The 14,649-nt window shown below is 70.4% G+C and carries 13 protein-coding genes; 7 read left to right on the top strand and 6 right to left on the bottom strand.

All coding sequences use genetic code 11. The features are described from left to right. The first annotated feature begins 249 nt into the window (after window positions 1-249). The 4 genes from OG257_RS11205 (at window position 250) to OG257_RS11190 (ending at window position 4,562) form a co-directional block, all read left to right on the top strand. A complete protein-coding gene (locus OG257_RS11205) occupies window positions 250-1,347 on the top strand; it encodes a thiamine ABC transporter substrate-binding protein (RefSeq protein ID WP_329206928.1) in 1,098 nt (365 codons plus the stop codon). A gap of 44 nt (window positions 1,348-1,391) precedes the next feature. Beyond that, window positions 1,392-3,005: an ABC transporter permease gene (locus OG257_RS11200; RefSeq protein WP_329206926.1), complete on the top strand. Its 1,614-nt coding sequence runs from the start codon at window positions 1,392-1,394 to the stop codon at window positions 3,003-3,005. Between the two features lie 2 nt (window positions 3,006-3,007). Next, window positions 3,008-4,039: an ABC transporter ATP-binding protein gene (locus tag OG257_RS11195; RefSeq protein WP_329206924.1), complete on the top strand. Its 1,032-nt coding sequence runs from the start codon at window positions 3,008-3,010 to the stop codon at window positions 4,037-4,039. A 70-nt stretch (window positions 4,040-4,109) separates the two neighbouring features. Continuing rightward, window positions 4,110-4,562: an SRPBCC family protein gene (locus OG257_RS11190; RefSeq protein WP_329206922.1), complete on the top strand. Its 453-nt coding sequence runs from the start codon at window positions 4,110-4,112 to the stop codon at window positions 4,560-4,562. Window positions 4,563-4,663: 101 nt separating this feature from the next. On the opposite strand, the gene OG257_RS11185 is transcribed toward OG257_RS11190, so the two are convergent. From OG257_RS11185 to OG257_RS11165, 5 genes are all read right to left on the bottom strand, one after another. Next, window positions 4,664-5,782 carry an LOG family protein gene (locus tag OG257_RS11185; RefSeq protein WP_329206920.1) on the bottom strand — a complete coding sequence of 373 codons (1,119 nt, stop codon included), beginning with the start codon at window positions 5,780-5,782 and terminating at the stop codon, window positions 4,664-4,666. A 34-nt stretch (window positions 5,783-5,816) separates the two neighbouring features. Next, a complete protein-coding gene (locus tag OG257_RS11180) occupies window positions 5,817-6,980 on the bottom strand; it encodes a hypothetical protein (RefSeq protein ID WP_329206919.1) in 1,164 nt (387 codons plus the stop codon). Further along, complete coding sequence (locus OG257_RS11175) at window positions 6,962-7,699, bottom strand: ABC transporter ATP-binding protein (RefSeq protein ID WP_329206918.1); 738 nt, start codon at window positions 7,697-7,699, stop codon at window positions 6,962-6,964. Before OG257_RS11175 ends, OG257_RS11180 begins: the two co-directional genes overlap by 19 nt. A 216-nt stretch (window positions 7,700-7,915) precedes the next feature. Beyond that, window positions 7,916-9,295, bottom strand: coding sequence for an aspartate aminotransferase family protein (locus OG257_RS11170; RefSeq protein WP_329206916.1), 1,380 nt, complete (start codon window positions 9,293-9,295; stop codon window positions 7,916-7,918). Further along, window positions 9,280-9,786: an Lrp/AsnC family transcriptional regulator gene (locus tag OG257_RS11165; RefSeq protein ID WP_329215027.1), complete on the bottom strand. Its 507-nt coding sequence runs from the start codon at window positions 9,784-9,786 to the stop codon at window positions 9,280-9,282. Before OG257_RS11165 ends, OG257_RS11170 begins: the two co-directional genes overlap by 16 nt. 162 nt (window positions 9,787-9,948) lie before the next feature. Here OG257_RS11165 and OG257_RS11160 point away from each other — a divergent pair, with 162 nt between their 5' ends. The 3 genes from OG257_RS11160 (at window position 9,949) to OG257_RS11150 (ending at window position 13,421) form a co-directional block, all read left to right on the top strand. Beyond that, a complete protein-coding gene (locus OG257_RS11160) occupies window positions 9,949-11,388 on the top strand; it encodes a gamma-aminobutyraldehyde dehydrogenase (protein WP_329206914.1) in 1,440 nt (479 codons plus the stop codon). Between the two features lie 227 nt (window positions 11,389-11,615). Then, window positions 11,616-12,779 carry a polyamine ABC transporter substrate-binding protein gene (locus OG257_RS11155; protein WP_329206912.1) on the top strand — a complete coding sequence of 388 codons (1,164 nt, stop codon included), beginning with the start codon at window positions 11,616-11,618 and terminating at the stop codon, window positions 12,777-12,779. A 120-nt stretch (window positions 12,780-12,899) separates the two neighbouring features. After that, on the top strand, window positions 12,900-13,421 hold the full coding sequence (locus OG257_RS11150; RefSeq protein ID WP_329206910.1) for a hypothetical protein: 522 nt from the start codon (window positions 12,900-12,902) through the stop codon (window positions 13,419-13,421). A gap of 20 nt (window positions 13,422-13,441) precedes the next feature. Here the strand turns inward: OG257_RS11150 and OG257_RS11145 are convergent, their stop codons facing one another. Continuing rightward, a complete protein-coding gene (locus OG257_RS11145; RefSeq protein ID WP_329206908.1) occupies window positions 13,442-14,635 on the bottom strand; it encodes a serine hydrolase domain-containing protein in 1,194 nt (397 codons plus the stop codon). Window positions 14,636-14,649: the final 14 nt, after the last annotated feature.

Genomic DNA, 14,649 nt, shown 5'->3' with positions numbered 1-14,649 from the left:
TCCGGGGACGGGCGCCATCCGGCCGGAACGGCGCGATCCGGCCGGTGTAGCCTGGCCCCGAAATCAACTTCATATTCCGACAGGGGAGCGCCACAGCGCTGAGAGTGCGGCACCGAGCCGCAGACCCTCTGAACCTCGCCCGGGTCATTCCGGGTAGGAAGTTCGGACCTTACTCAAGCTGTTGCGCCCTGCCCGCTCGCCGAGCGGGTGGGGCCGCGTCTCTTCCTGGTCACTTCCAGGAGGAATCATATGAACACCACCACGAAGTGCGCGGCGACGGCGCTTGCCGCCGCGCTGGGCGTCACCGTGCTCGCAGGCTGCGGCGGATCGGACGACGACGCCTCCGGTTCCGGGAGCTCCAAGGCCTCCAAGACCGTGACCCTCGTGAGCCACGACTCCTTCAACGCCTCGGAATCGGTCCTGAAGGCGTTCACCAAGGAGACCGGCTACACGGTCAAGGTGCTGAAGAGCGGTGACGCAGGTGCCGCGCTCAACCAGGAGATCCTGACCAAGGGATCCCCCCGCGGCGATGTGTTCTTCGGCGTCGACAACACGCTGCTCTCGCGTGCCCTGGACAACGGACTGTTCACGCCGTACGAGGCGAAGGGGCTCGACCGCGTCGCGGCCGACACCCAGCTGGACGCGGACAAGCACCGGGTCACGCCCGTCGACACCGGCGACATCTGCATCAACTACGACAAGAAGTACTTCGCCGACAAGAAGCTCGCGCCGCCGCAGTCGTTCGACGACCTGCTGAAGCCCGCGTACAAGAACCTCCTCGTCACCGAGAACGCCGCGACCTCCTCGCCCGGCCTCGGCTTCCTCCTCGGCACCGTCGCCACCTACGGCGAGGACGGCTACCAGGACTACTGGAAGAAGCTGAAGAACAACGGCGTCAAGGTCGTCGACGGCTGGGAGCAGGCGTACAACGAGGAGTTCTCCGGCTCCGCGGGCGGCAAGAAGACCAAGGCCGACCGGCCGCTCGTCGTCTCGTACGCCTCCAGCCCGCCCGTCGAGGTGCTGTACGCGGAGCCCCGGCCCACCGAGGCGCCGACCGGGGTCGCCACCGGAACCTGCTTCCGCCAGATCGAGTTCGCCGGCCTGCTGGACGGTGCGAAGAACGAGGCGGGCGGCAAGGCACTGCTGGACTTCCTGATCAGCAAGCAGTTCCAGGAGGACATGCCGCTCAACATGTTCGTCAACCCGGTCGCGAAGGACGCCGCGCTGCCGGAGCTCTTCACGAAGTTCGGTGCGACCGTCGACAAGCCGACGACCGTCGACCCGGAGAAGATCGCCAAGAACCGTGAGCAGTGGGTCCAGTCGTGGTCCTCGCTCGTCGTGAAGTAGCAGCGCGTCCCCCGCGCGGGGGGAACGCGGCGCGGCTCGGCCTGATGGCCCTGCCCGTCGCGTTCTTCGCGCTGTTCTTCGCCTACCCCGTCGTCGCGATCGTCGGCCGGGGGCTGAAGGTGGACGGCGTCTGGCAGTTCGGCCGGATCGGCGAGGTGCTGAGCCGGCCGGACATCGCCGAAGTCCTCTGGTTCACCACCTGGCAGGCGCTCGCGTCGACCGTGCTCACGCTGCTGATCGCGCTTCCGGGCGCCTATGTCTTCGCCCGGTTCGACTTTCCCGGCAAGCAACTGCTGCGTGCGGTCGTGACCGTGCCGTTCGTCCTGCCGACGGTCGTCGTGGGAACGGCGTTCCTGGCACTGCTGGGGCGCGGCGGATTCCTCGACGAGCTGTGGGGCGTCCGGCTCGACACCACGGTCTGGGCGATCCTCCTCGCCCATGTCTTCTTCAACTACGCGGTCGTCGTACGGACCGTCGGCGGCCTGTGGTCGCAGCTCGACCCCCGTCAGGAGGAGGCCGCCAGGGTGCTCGGCGCGGGACGCCTCGCGGCCTGGCGGCGGGTGACCCTGCCCGCGCTGGCGCCGGCCGTGGGCGCCGCCGCCCTGATGGTCTTCCTCTTCACGTTCACCTCGTTCGGAGTCGTCCAGATCCTCGGCGGCCCTGCCTACTCCACGCTGGAGGTGGAGATCTACCGGCAGACCGCCCAGCTGCTCGATCTTCCGACGGCCGCCGTGCTGACCCTGGTGCAGTTCGCCGCGGTCGGCGGGATCCTCGCCGTACACGCGTGGACCGTACGGCGCAGGGAGACCGCGCTCAGGCTCGTCGACCCGGCGCAGACCTCCCGCAGGCCGCGCGGGGCCGGGCAGCGGGCCCTGCTCGGCGGCGTACTGCTGACCGTCGCGCTGCTCATCGTGGTGCCCCTGGGTGTGCTGGTGGAACGCTCCCTGGACACGTCCGGCGGCTACGGCTTCGGCTTCTACCGCGCCCTGCAGTCCGCCGACGCGAGCGGCTCCACGTTCCTGGTCCCGCCGCTGGAAGCCATCGGGAACTCGCTGCAGTACGCGCTGGTCGCGACCCTCATCGCCCTCGTGATCGGCGGTCTCGCCGCGGCGGCCCTGACGAGGCGGGCGGGACCACTGGTGCGCGGCTTCGACGCGCTGCTGATGCTGCCTCTCGGGGTGTCCGCCGTCACCGTCGGCTTCGGCTTCCTGATCACGCTCGACGAGCCGCCCCTGGACCTGCGCACGTCCTGGATCCTCGTACCGCTCGCCCAGGCGCTGGTGGGCGTCCCCTTCGTCGTACGGAGCATGCTGCCCGTCCTGCGTGCGGTCGACGACCGGCTGCGGGAGGCTGCGGCGGTGCTCGGCGCCTCGCCGCTGCGGGCCTGGCGCGAGGTCGATCTGCCGCTGGTGCGACGGGCACTGCTGGTGGCCGCGGGCTTCGCGTTCGCGGTGTCACTCGGCGAGTTCGGGGCGACCGTGTTCATCGCCCGCCCCGACAACCCCACCCTGCCGGTGGCGGTCGCCCGGTTGCTGGGGCGGTCCGGGGAGCTCAACTACGGGCAGGCGATGGCACTCAGCACGATCCTGATGCTCGTCTGCGCGGTGTCCCTGCTCCTGCTCGAACGTATCCGCACCGACCGATCCGGGGAGTTCTAGAGATGCTGGCACTGGATTCGGCCACGGTCCGCTTCGGGGAGCGGACCGCGCTGGACGCCGTGGACCTGGAGGTCGCCGACCACGAGATCGTCTGTGTCCTCGGGCCCAGCGGCAGCGGCAAGTCGACGCTCCTGCGGGTCGTCGCCGGGCTGCAGCGGCTGGACGGGGGACGGGTGCTCCTGGACGGCGCCGACCAGGCCGCCGTGCCTGTGCACCGGCGCGGGCTCGGGCTGATGTTTCAGGACCACCAGCTCTTCCCGCACCGGGACGTCGGCGCGAACGTCGCGTTCGGGCTGCGGATGCGCGGGGTCTCCCGGGCCGAGCGCGACCGCAGGGCCGACGAGCTCCTCGACCTCGTCGGCCTGCCCGGCGCCGGGCGGCGGGCCGTCGCCGCCCTGTCGGGAGGCGAGCAGCAGCGCGTCGCCCTCGCCCGCGCGCTGGCACCCCGCCCGAAGCTGCTGATGCTGGACGAGCCGCTCGGGCAGCTGGACCGGAGCCTGCGCGAACGGCTCGTCGTCGAGCTGCGCACCCTCTTCGGCCGGCTCGGTACGACGGTGCTCGCCGTCACCCACGACCAGGGCGAAGCCTTCGCCCTCGCGGACCGGGTGGTGGTCATGCGGGACGGCAGGATCGCCCAGGTGGGAACCCCTCTGGAGGTCTGGCAGCGCCCGGCCTCCGCGTTCGTCGCCCGGTTCCTCGGCTTCGACAACGTGGTGGACGCGACGGTGACCGGCACGGCCGCCGACACGCCCTGGGGCAAGGTGCCGGTGCCCGACGGCTCGCCCCAGGGCGCGCGCGAGCTGCTGGTCCGGCCGGCCGGGGTACGGATCTGCGGCGCGAAGGGCGGGCTGACCTGCACGGTGGGCGCGCGTACGTTCCGGGGCCACCATGTCGCCGTGACCCTGCACCCCGCCGACGGGCCCGCTCTGGAGGCCGAATGCGGGCTGCGGGACACCCCGGAGGAGGGGGCCACGGTGGGCGTGACGTTCGACGTTGCGGAGACGGTGGTCCTGTCCCCGGCCCACGAGGTCTGACCCGTCCGGCTGGCGGAGCCCTCCGGAGCCTGGTCCCCTGGACACGGAACCGTCGGGAAGGACAGGGATCATGACTGGATCAGCGCGCGAGGGCATCGACATCACCCGCGTCGTCGAGGCACCGCGGGACCGGGTCTTCGCAGCCTGGACGGTCCCCGAGGACTTCGCCGCCTGGTACGGGGGCGACGCGGACGTGCCGCTGGACCGGGTGTCGATGGACGTCACGCCGGGCGGTGAATGGAGCCTGGTCATCATCGTGCCCGGCGCGGAGATGCCGTTCCACGGCGTCTACCGGGAGGTGTCCGCCCCCGAGCGGCTCGTCTTCACGCTCAAGGACAGGAGCGCGCCCGCGGACGTCGAGGGCGAGACCGTCACGGTCACCTTCACCGAGCGCGGCAGGAAGTCCACCGAGATGGTCTTCCAGCAGCGCGGCGGCCATCTCACGCCCGAGCAGTACGCGGCGGCCGAGGACGGCTGGGAGGCCTTCTTCGACGCCCTCGACGTCCGCCTCGCCGCCCGCTGAGCGACCGGCCGCCGAGCGACCGCCCGCCGAGCCCGCGAGCCCGGGACAGACGTCAGCCCGTCAGCACGCCGGCCCGCCAGCACGCCGTCCCGTCGGTCCGTTCAGCCCGTCAGCCGGGCGAGGGCCCCGGCGGCCTCCTCCACCGTGTCGACGAGCGCGATACGGGCCTCCATCGCCCGGTCCGCCGCCAGCGCGCTCAGCAGCGGCCAGGCGGGCAGCTTCTCCGTCCAGTGCGCGCGGTTCACGAGCACCATCGGCGTGGGCGCGGAGCGCGACTCGTAGTAGTTGGGCGTCGCGTTGTCGAAGATCTCCTGCACGGTCCCGGCGGCTCCGGGCAGAAAGATCACACCGGCGTTCGAGCGGGCCAGCAGCCCGTCCTCGCGCACGGCGTTGGCGAAGTACTTGGCGATGTGGTCCGCGAAGGCGTTCGGCGGCTCGTGGCCGTAGAACCAGGTCGGGATCGCGACCGAGGATCCGCCGTCGGGCCAGCGGCTCCGGACGGCGAAGGCAGCGGTCGCCCAGTCGGTGACCGAGGTGCTGAACGACGGTGACTCGGCGAGGAGTTCGCAGGCCTTGAGCAGCATCGCGTCGGAGTGCGGGGCGGCGTACGCGCCGAGGTTGGCCGCCTCCATGGCACCCGGGCCGCCGCCCGTCGCCACGGTCAGACCGCTGCGGGCCAGCTCCCTGCCGAGTGCGGCGGCGCCGCGGTACGCCTCGGATCCGCGAGCCATCGCATGGCCGCCCATCACGCCCACCACCCGGGCCCCGGCGAGGTGTTCGTCCAGCGCGTCGGAGACCGCGTCGTCGTGGAGCGCCCGCAGCATCGAGGCGAAGACATCGCCGTTCGACTTGGTCAGCTGGAACCAGTCGTACGCCCGCGCGTCCGGCGTCGACCCGTAACCGCCCTCGGCCAGGCCCTCGTAGAGCGCGTCGGGGGTGTAGAGCAGTCCGCGGTACGGGTCGAAGGGCAGCCCGGGCACCGGCGGGAAGACGAACGCCCCGTCCGCCCGTATCTTCGCCTCGGCACGGGGATCCATGCGGCAGCCGAGGAAGACCGCGCCCCGGGTCTCGGTCACGAGGAGTGCCTCGCCCCGGCCGGTCAGGTCGACGGACTGGACACGATGGCCGGCCAGGCTCCCGGCGGCGACTGCCACGTCGAATGCGGTGAGCGTCTCGATCTCGACGCCGGGTGCGTACGTGCTCTGCTCCGGATTCTCCACGCAGCCATGCTACGGACCGTCCCGGCGACGGGTGTCACCCCGTCAGAGGAAGGGCCGCCAGCTCCGCGATCACCCAGGTCAGCGGGGCGAAGACAGCCAGCAGCACCAGTGCCCGCAGGGCGGCGGCGCCGCGGAGCGAGGAAGCCGGCGCTCCGAGCCGGAGCAGGGTCTCGGCGGTACGGGTCCGGGACTGCTTGGCCTCCAGCGCGGAGGTCAGCAGCGTCGCCGTCGTACAGCCCAGGACGAGTACGGCGCCGAGCGTGGTGAGCGGACCGAAGGGACGCGGTCCCCCGTCGTACAGCACAGACCCCGCGATCACCCCGGACAGCACCGCGCAGACGATCCCGAGCGGGCGGCCGATCCGGCGCGCCTCGTCCATCAGGACCCTTCCGGCCAGCAGGCGTACGGCTCCGGGGCGCACCGCCTGGAGGAGCCGCCCGCAGAGATGGGTCAGGCCGGGACCGGCCATGGCCAGACCGATCGCCGTGAGGGTCCAGCCCACCAGCACGCTCGCCGGAGTGGAGTCCAGCCTCCCCGGCAGCGGGAAGGGACTGCCCGCCGAACCCCGGTTCGCGTACGCCTCGACAGCGAGGCCGGCGGCCGTCAGCGCGACTCCCCACGGCAGCCCCGTCGGGGCCGGTACGGGGGCGAGGAGCTCCTCCGCCTCCTGGGCCTCGGACGGTGCGACGGGGCGCGAGCGCAGCGCGAGCCCGCTCGCCGCCGCCGATGCGAGCGGCACGAGGGTCAGCAGCATCAGCGCGGCGGCCAGCGGCAACGGGGCCTGGGCGCCGAGGAGTTCGGCCGCACCTCCGTCGAACGGCAGCCCGGTCAGATCGCCCCGCAGATGGAGGAAGAAGAGCAGGGCGACCATCGAACCCAGCGTGGTGGACACCGCGGTGGACACGGCGGCGAGCACGCTCAGCCGGACCGGCCCGAGCCCCACGGCGAAGAGCCCCGGGCGTGGGCGTGTACTCGGATCGGTACGCGCCACCGCGACCGCGAACTGCACCGTCGCGGCCAGCGGAACGGCACACCACAGCAGCCTCAGGACGGAGGTCGAGGCGTGCGCCGGGTGCGCGGAGGCGTACCCGAGGGTGCACAGGAGCAGGAAGCCGACCCCGGCCGACGCGGCCGCGACGAGCAGCCGCCGTGTCAGGACCAGGGGATGGGAACCGCGGGTCAGACGGAGAGCGAGCACGCCGAGCGGCCTTCCGTATCCGATACGGCGGGCAGGGCGACGGTGGTGACACGACGGCCGTCCAGCAGCGAGACCGTGCGGTCGGCGAGGGTGGCGACCTCGGCGTCATGGGTGGCGAGCACGACGGTGATGCCGTGGGAGCGCGCCGCCGTGGTGAGGGTGCGCAGCAGCTGTGCGCGCTCCGGGCGGTGGAGGGACGCCGTCGGCTCGTCCGCGAAGATCACGGACGGTGACGCGGTCAGGGCGCGGGCCACGGAGATCCGCTGACGCTGCGCCTGGAGCAGCGTGTGCGGGCGCTTCTTGGCGAGCATGCCGATGTCGAGGCGCTCGAGCCACTCCGTCGCGGCCTTCTTCGCCGCCCGGTGCGAGACGCCCCGCAGCAGCAGCGGAAGAGCGGCGTTCTCCCAGGTGGTCAGCTCCGGTACGAGCTGGGGCTCGGCGGCGATCCAGCCGAAGCGGTCGCGGCGGAGCTGCTCGCGCAGCCGGGGGCCCATGGTGTGGACCGGGACGCTGTTGAACCAGACTTCGCCCTGCTGGGGCACCAACTGGCCGGAGAGGCAGTGCAGCAGCGTCGTCTTGCCGCTGCCCCTGGGGCCCGTGACGGCGAGGACCTCACCGTCACGGACGCCGAGGGAGACACCGCCGAGCCCCGGTGATCCGTTGTGGGAGTGGTGCAGGGAACGAGCCCAGATCACGTCGTTGTCCGGCGGGGCCACCATGGCGTACACCTCGGTTCAGATCAGATTTCCCGTCCCCCGTACGGGGGAACGAAGACAGGGCCGATCGGTCACTCGGCACGCTAGGTAGTCGGAGCGGGGTGTCGGGACAGCACGCGGCCCGGACGCACCCCTTCTCACTCGAACGGGTGTATCCGGGCCGCGTGGACCGTATGAAATGACTGCCGGAAGCGGTGCGACCGGTGGCCGGAGCGTCGGTCAGAGCTTCGTCCAGGCCTCCGTCAGGACGCTCCGCAGGATGCCCTCGATCTCGTCGAACGTCGACTGGTCGGAGATCAGCGGCGGAGCGAGCTGCACGACCGGGTCACCACGGTCGTCGGCCCGGCAGTACAGGCCGTTCTCGTACAGCGCCTTGGAGAGGAAGCCGTACAGGACGCGCTCGGTCTCCTCGTCGGTGAAGGTCTCCTTGGTGGCCTTGTCCTTCACCAGCTCGATGCCGTAGAAGAAGCCGTTGCCGCGGACGTCGCCGACGATCGGCAGGTCGTGCAGCTTCTGCAGCGTGGTGAGGAAGGCGTTCTCGTTGTCCAGGACGTGCTGGTTGAGACCCTCGCGCTCGAAGATGTCGAGGTTGGCGAGACCGACCGCGGCGGAGACCGGGTGGCCGCCGAAGGTGTAGCCGTGCAGGAAGGTGTTTCCGCCCCGGTAGAACGGCTCGGCCAGCCGGTCGGAGATGATGCAGGCGCCGATGGGGGAGTAGCCCGAGGTCATGCCCTTGGCGCAGGTGATCATGTCCGGTACGTAGTCGAACTTGTCGCAGGCGAACATCGTGCCGAGCCGGCCGAAGGCGCAGATGACCTCGTCGGAGACGAGCAGCACGTCGTGCCGGTCGCAGATCTCGCGGACCCGCTGGAAGTAGCCGGGCGGCGGCGGGAAGCAGCCGCCGGCGTTCTGTACCGGCTCCAGGAAGACGGCCGCGACGGTGTCCGCGCCCTCGAAGAGGATCTCCTGCTCGATCTGGTCGGCCGCCCAGCGGCCGAAGGCCTCCGGGTCGTCGCCGAAGAGCGGGGCGCGGTAGATGTTGGTGTTCGGGACCTTGTGCGCGCCGGGGACCAGCGGCTCGAAGGGGGCCTTGAGGGCCGGCAGACCGGTGATGGACAGGGCGCCCTGCGGGGTGCCGTGATAGGCGACCGCACGCGAGATGACCTTGTACTTGGTCGGCTTGCCCGTGAGCTTGAAGTACTGCTTGGCCAGCTTCCAGGCGGTCTCGACGGCCTCGCCGCCACCCGTGGTGAAGAAGACCTTGTTGAGGTCGCCCGGCGCGTGGGTGGCGAGACGCTCGGCCAGCTCGACGGCCTTCGGGTGGGCGTAGGACCACACGGGGAAGAAGGCCAGCTCCTGCGCCTGCTTGTACGCGGCCTCGGCGAGCTCGTGGCGGCCGTGTCCGGCGTTCACCACGAACAGGCCGGACAGGCCGTCGAGGTAGCGCTTGCCCTTGTCGTCGTAGATGTGGGTGCCCTCGCCACGCACGATGGTGGGAACGGGCGCGTTCTCGTAGTCCGACATGCGGGTGAAGTGCATCCACAGGTGGTCGTACGCGGTTCGGCTGAGGTCCTTGCTCACGGCTATCGGGTTCCCCACATGTAGGTCTGCTTCTTCAGCTTGAGGTAGACGAAACTCTCGGTGGAGCGCACTCCGGGAACGGCCCGGATGCGTCTGTTGATCGTCTCCAGCAGGTGGTCGTCGTCCTCGCAGACGATCTCCACCATCAGGTCGAAGGAGCCCGCGGTCATCACCACGTACTCGCATTCGGTCATCGCCGACAGCGCATCCGCCACCGGGTCGACATCGCCCTCGACGTTGACGCCGACCATGGCCTGGCGCCGGAACCCCACGGTCAGCGGGTCCGTGACGGCGACGATCTGCATCACGCCCTGGTCGAGCAGCTTCTGGACACGCTGGCGTACGGCCGCTTCGGAGAGGCCGACGGCCTTGCCTATCGCGGCGTACGGCCGACGTCCGTCCTCCTGGAGCTGTTCGATGATTGCGAGGGATACGGCATCGACCGCGGGTGACGATCCGTTCCCGGTCCTGGAGTCTGCGCTACGACTGGCCACGGACCCACTCTGCACCCCGACTCGTCTGTCTGGCAAGCCCGAATCGATGAAATTCGTTGTCTGGGCACCTGAATCTCACCGAATCCGAAGTTCTCGGCGGGTGGGTATGTCGAAAGCGTCACCGCAGCGTTTAGGGTGGAAGTCTCACCCATCGGACAGCCGACAGGAGTGGTGGTTGTGACCACCGAGGTGCGCCGTCTGCGCAACTACATCAACGGAGAGTTCCGGGACGCCGCGGACGGGCGGACCATCGACGTGGTCAACCCGGTCACGGAAGAGGTCTACGCGACCTCCCCGCTCTCGGGACAGGCCGACGTCGATGCCGCCATGGACGCCGCTGCCGCCGCGTTCCCCGCCTGGCGCGACGTGACACCCGCGGAGCGCCAGAAGGCGCTGCTGAAGATCGCGGACGCCTTCGAGGAGAGGGCCGAGGACCTCATCGCGGCGGAGTCGGAGAACACGGGCAAGCCGCTGGAGCTCACCCGTACCGAAGAGATCCCGCCCATGGTGGACCAGATCCGCTTCTTCGCGGGTGCCGCCCGGCTGCTCGAGGGCCGCTCGGCCGGCGAGTACATGGAGGGCCTGACCTCGATCGTGCGCCGCGAGCCCGTGGGCGTCTGCGCGCAGGTCGCCCCGTGGAACTACCCGATGATGATGGCCGTCTGGAAGTTCGCCCCGGCGCTCGCCGCGGGCAACACCGTCGTCATCAAGCCGTCCGACACCACGCCGGCGTCGACCGTGCTGATCGCCGAGATCATCGGGCAGATCCTCCCCAAGGGCGTCTTCAACGTCATCTGCGGCGACCGTGAGACCGGCCGCGCGATGGTCGAGCACCGGACCCCGGCGATGGCGTCCATCACCGGCTCGGTACGCGCCGGCATGCAGGTGGCCGAGTCCGCGGCCAAGGACGTCAAGCGCGTCCACCTGGAGCTCGGCGGCAAGGCTCCGGTCGTGGTCTTCGAGGACACCGACATCGCCAAGGCCGTCGAGGGCATCTCCGTCGCGGGCTACTTCAACGCCGGCCAGGACTGTACGGCGGCGACCCGCGTCATGGTCCACGAGTCCATCCACGACGAGTTCGTCACCGCGCTCGCCAAGGCGGCCGCCGACACGAAGACCGGCCTGCCGGACGACGAGGACGTGCTGTACGGCCCGCTCAACAACGCCAACCAGCTGGCACAGGTCAGCGGGTTCATCGAGCGCCTCCCCGCCCACGCCAAGGTCGAGGCGGGCGGCCACCGGGTCGGCGACAAGGGCTACTTCTACGCCCCGACCGTCGTCTCCGGCCTCAAGCAGGACGACGAGATCATCCAGCACGAGGTCTTCGGTCCCGTCATCACCGTCCAGTCGTTCGCGGACGAGGCCCAGGCGCTCGAGTACGCCAACGGCGTCGAGTACGCGCTGGCCTCCTCGGTGTGGACCAAGGACCACGCCCGCGCGATGCGGATGTCCAAGAACCTCGACTTCGGCTGCGTGTGGATCAACACCCACATCCCGCTCGTCGCCGAGATGCCGCACGGCGGGTTCAAGAAGTCCGGCTACGGCAAGGACCTCTCGGCGTACGGCTTCGAGGACTACACCCGGATCAAGCACGTCATGACGTCGCTCGGCGACTGACCGGCGCCGGTCGGCGAACGACCGACACCGTGCGCGAACGGCCCCGGGCTCCGGTCCGGGGCCGTTCGGCGTCCCGGGAGCCCCCCGCGGGGCGCACGGCACGCACCGCGTCGCACGGCATGGACATGGTGTGCGGAAGGGGCCGCTTCCGCTGGACGGTTGGTCCATTGCCCGCCGTCACGGGGGACGGGCATCCTGCGCGGGTGCGCTCGATTCCGGAACACCCCATGTCCCGTCGCTCCCTGCTGCGCGCCCTCGGCGCGGGAGCGGCCGGCACCGCTCTGGCCGGCTGCGGCGTGCCCGCCGCCTATGTGGAGCCAGGTGACCGCTCCGGACGCGACAGCTCGGACAGCGACCACTCGCTCCACTTCGCCAACTGGCCCCTCTACATCGACACCGACGACGAGGACGAGTCGAAGCGGCCCACGCTCGACGCGTTCTCCCGGCGGACCGGGATCTCCGTCACGTACACCGAGGAGATCAACGACAACGACGAGTTCTTCGGGAAGATCAGCCCGGCGCTGATGAACCACCAGTCGACGGGCCGGGACCTCGTCGTCGTCAGCGACTGGATGGCCGCGCGGTTCGTGCGGCTGGGCTGGGTGCAGGAGATGGACCGGTCGAAGCAGCCCAACGTGGCCAAGTACCTGGACCCGCAGCTGCGTTCGCCCGCGTTCGACAAGGGGCGGCTGCACAGCGTGCCCTGGCAGTCCGGGATCACCGGCATCGCGTACAACCGCGCGAAGCTCGGCCGGGAGATCCGGCACACGAGCGAGCTCTGGGCGGACGACCTGCGCGGCAGGGTGACACTGCTCTCCGGGCTCGACGAGGCGTTCGCCCTGCTCATGCAGGGCGACGGGGCCGACATCACGAAGTGGACCGCCGACGACTTCCACCGGATGTGCGAGCAGGTGGAGAAGCGTGTGCGATCCCGGCACATCCGCCGCTTCACCGGCAACGACTACATCAAGGACCTGGCCAACGGTGATGTGCTCGCCTGTCAGGCGTACTCCGGGGACGTCATCCAGCTCCAGGCAGACGACCCCGGCATCGAGTTCGTGGTGCCGGAGGAGGGCGCCGAGCTCTGGGCGGAGTCGCTCATGATCCCCAACCTGGCCGCCCACAAGCGCAATGCGGAGAGGCTCGTCGACCACTACTACGAGCCGGAGGTCGCCGCCGAACTGGCCACCTGGGTCAACTACGTCTGCCCGGTACCCGCCGCCCGCGAGATCCTGGCCTCCTCGAAGGACGAGGAGACCGCCGCGCTCGCCGAGGATCCGCTGATCTTCCCCGACGACGCGATGCGCGAACGGCTCGCCATCGCCCGCGACATCACCTCCGAGGAGCGCACCGGCTTCGCGAAGAAGTGGAACTCCATCGTCGGCCTCTGAGCCGGCGGCGAGCCACGGCGAGGTGCCACCTGAAGTGCGCCGGAAGGTTCACCGGTGACTCGGGCCAACGAGCGCCACCCCCACTTTTGAACGTGTTCATGATGGGCGTACGCTGCGGGCATGAGCGAGCGAGCCCTCTTGCGGCGCATACGCGTGTGGTTGGTCCTCTTCATCGTCTGCCTGGTGCTGAGCGGTCTGACCGCCTTCCCGCTGGTGCACGAACTCCACTGGGCGGAGGACCTGCTGAGGTCCTCCGCCTCCCCTGTCCCCGAGCACTTCCCGGCCCTGATGGAATGGATCACCAGGGTCCGCACCGGCCTCGACGAGGCCGACGCGAAGTACCCCTTCGTGCTCTACGGCACCGACTGGCTGGCCTTCGCCCACCTGGTCATCGCGGTCGCCTTCTACGGCCCCTACCGCGATCCGGTCCGCAACATCTGGGTCATCGAGTTCGGCATGATCGCCTGTGCCGGGATCATCCCGCTGGCCCTGATCTGCGGACCCATCCGGGACATCCCCTTCTGGTGGACCGTCATCGACATGTCCTTCGGGGTGTTCGGCATCCTCCCGCTGCTCGTCGTCCGCCGCATGATCAAGCGACTGGAAGCAGCCCAGGAGGTGCCGGTCCCGGTGCCGGCCTGACCCGGCCGGCCGCCGGTGGCTCAACCGGCGGACGGGGCGCCGAAGGCCGCCACGACTATGTCCATCGCCGTGGCATTCATGTCCTGGCCCTTCGCGTTCGTCGAGTTGACGCTGTACACCAGCGTGCGGGACAGATCACGGGTGGCCGCCACCAGCGAGTTGTACCCGTAGCGGCCACCCGTCTTCCCCCACACCTCACGCCCGCCCAGCGTCATCACACTCAGGCCCGCGCCGAACTGGGCGGGCTTGCCGGTTCCGTACGTCCGCACCGAGGAGTCGGGCAGCGTGAACATCTCCTCCAGCAGCGGACCGCGCACCACCTGCCCCCGGAACAGCGCGGTGGTGAAGCGCTCCAGGTCGGCGGTGGTCGAGATGATGTCCCCCGCCGCCCAGCCGTCGGTGGTGCCCCACACCGACACGTCCCGCAGCTCCGTCCCACCGCCGGGCGTGGCGAACACCTGGTAGCCGTGATTGTGCGGGCCACGGATGTGCGGGTCGGTGCCGGGGAACGACGTGGAGCGCAGACCCAGCGGGCGCAGGACGCGCTCACTCACCTGGTGGGCGTAGGAGTCGCCGGTCACCTGCTCGATCAGCAGTCCCAGGACCGTGTAGTTGATGTTGAGGTAGTGCTGGCTCCCACCGGGGGCGAACTCCGGCTCCTTGGCCGTGGCCGAGGCGACCATGCCGCGCGGTGTGTACAGGTCGAAGCGGTGCGCGTACCACTCCTCGATGGTCCCTCCGGGCATGCCCGCGGCCGGTATCCCACTGGTGTGGTTGAGCAGCTGCCGGACGGTGACCTGCCCGTACGCGGCGGGGATCAGGTCCGGGAGGTAGTGCCTGGCCGTCCGGTCGAGGTCCAGCTTCCCCTCGCCCGCCAGTTGCAGGGCCGTGGCCGCGGTGAAGACCTTGGTCACCGATCCGGCCCGGAACCGTGCCCGCGGATCGGCCGGACGGTTCGAGTCCAGATCGTGCACGCCCGAGCTGCCGCGCCAGGTGCCGTCGCTGCCGCCCACCCGTACGAGTGCTGCGGTGGCGTCCTCGGAGGGGAGGCCGGAGATCGCCGCGCGCAGTGCAGCCGCCTCGGGGATCTCATGGGAGCTCGCGCCGGCCGGTGCGGCAGGGGCAGGGCCGTTCGCCAGGGCGGGCGCGGCCGGGCCCGCGACGACGGCCAGGACGAGGGCTCCGGCGAGAAGCGTGCGCGTGCGGGTGTTCATCGGTGCCTCCGGGG

The organism is Streptomyces sp. NBC_00683, assembly GCF_036226745.1.
In the GTDB taxonomy this organism is placed as follows: domain Bacteria; phylum Actinomycetota; class Actinomycetes; order Streptomycetales; family Streptomycetaceae; genus Streptomyces.
Note: the sequence above shows the minus strand (reverse complement) of the source record. Positions and strands in the feature narration are given on the sequence as shown.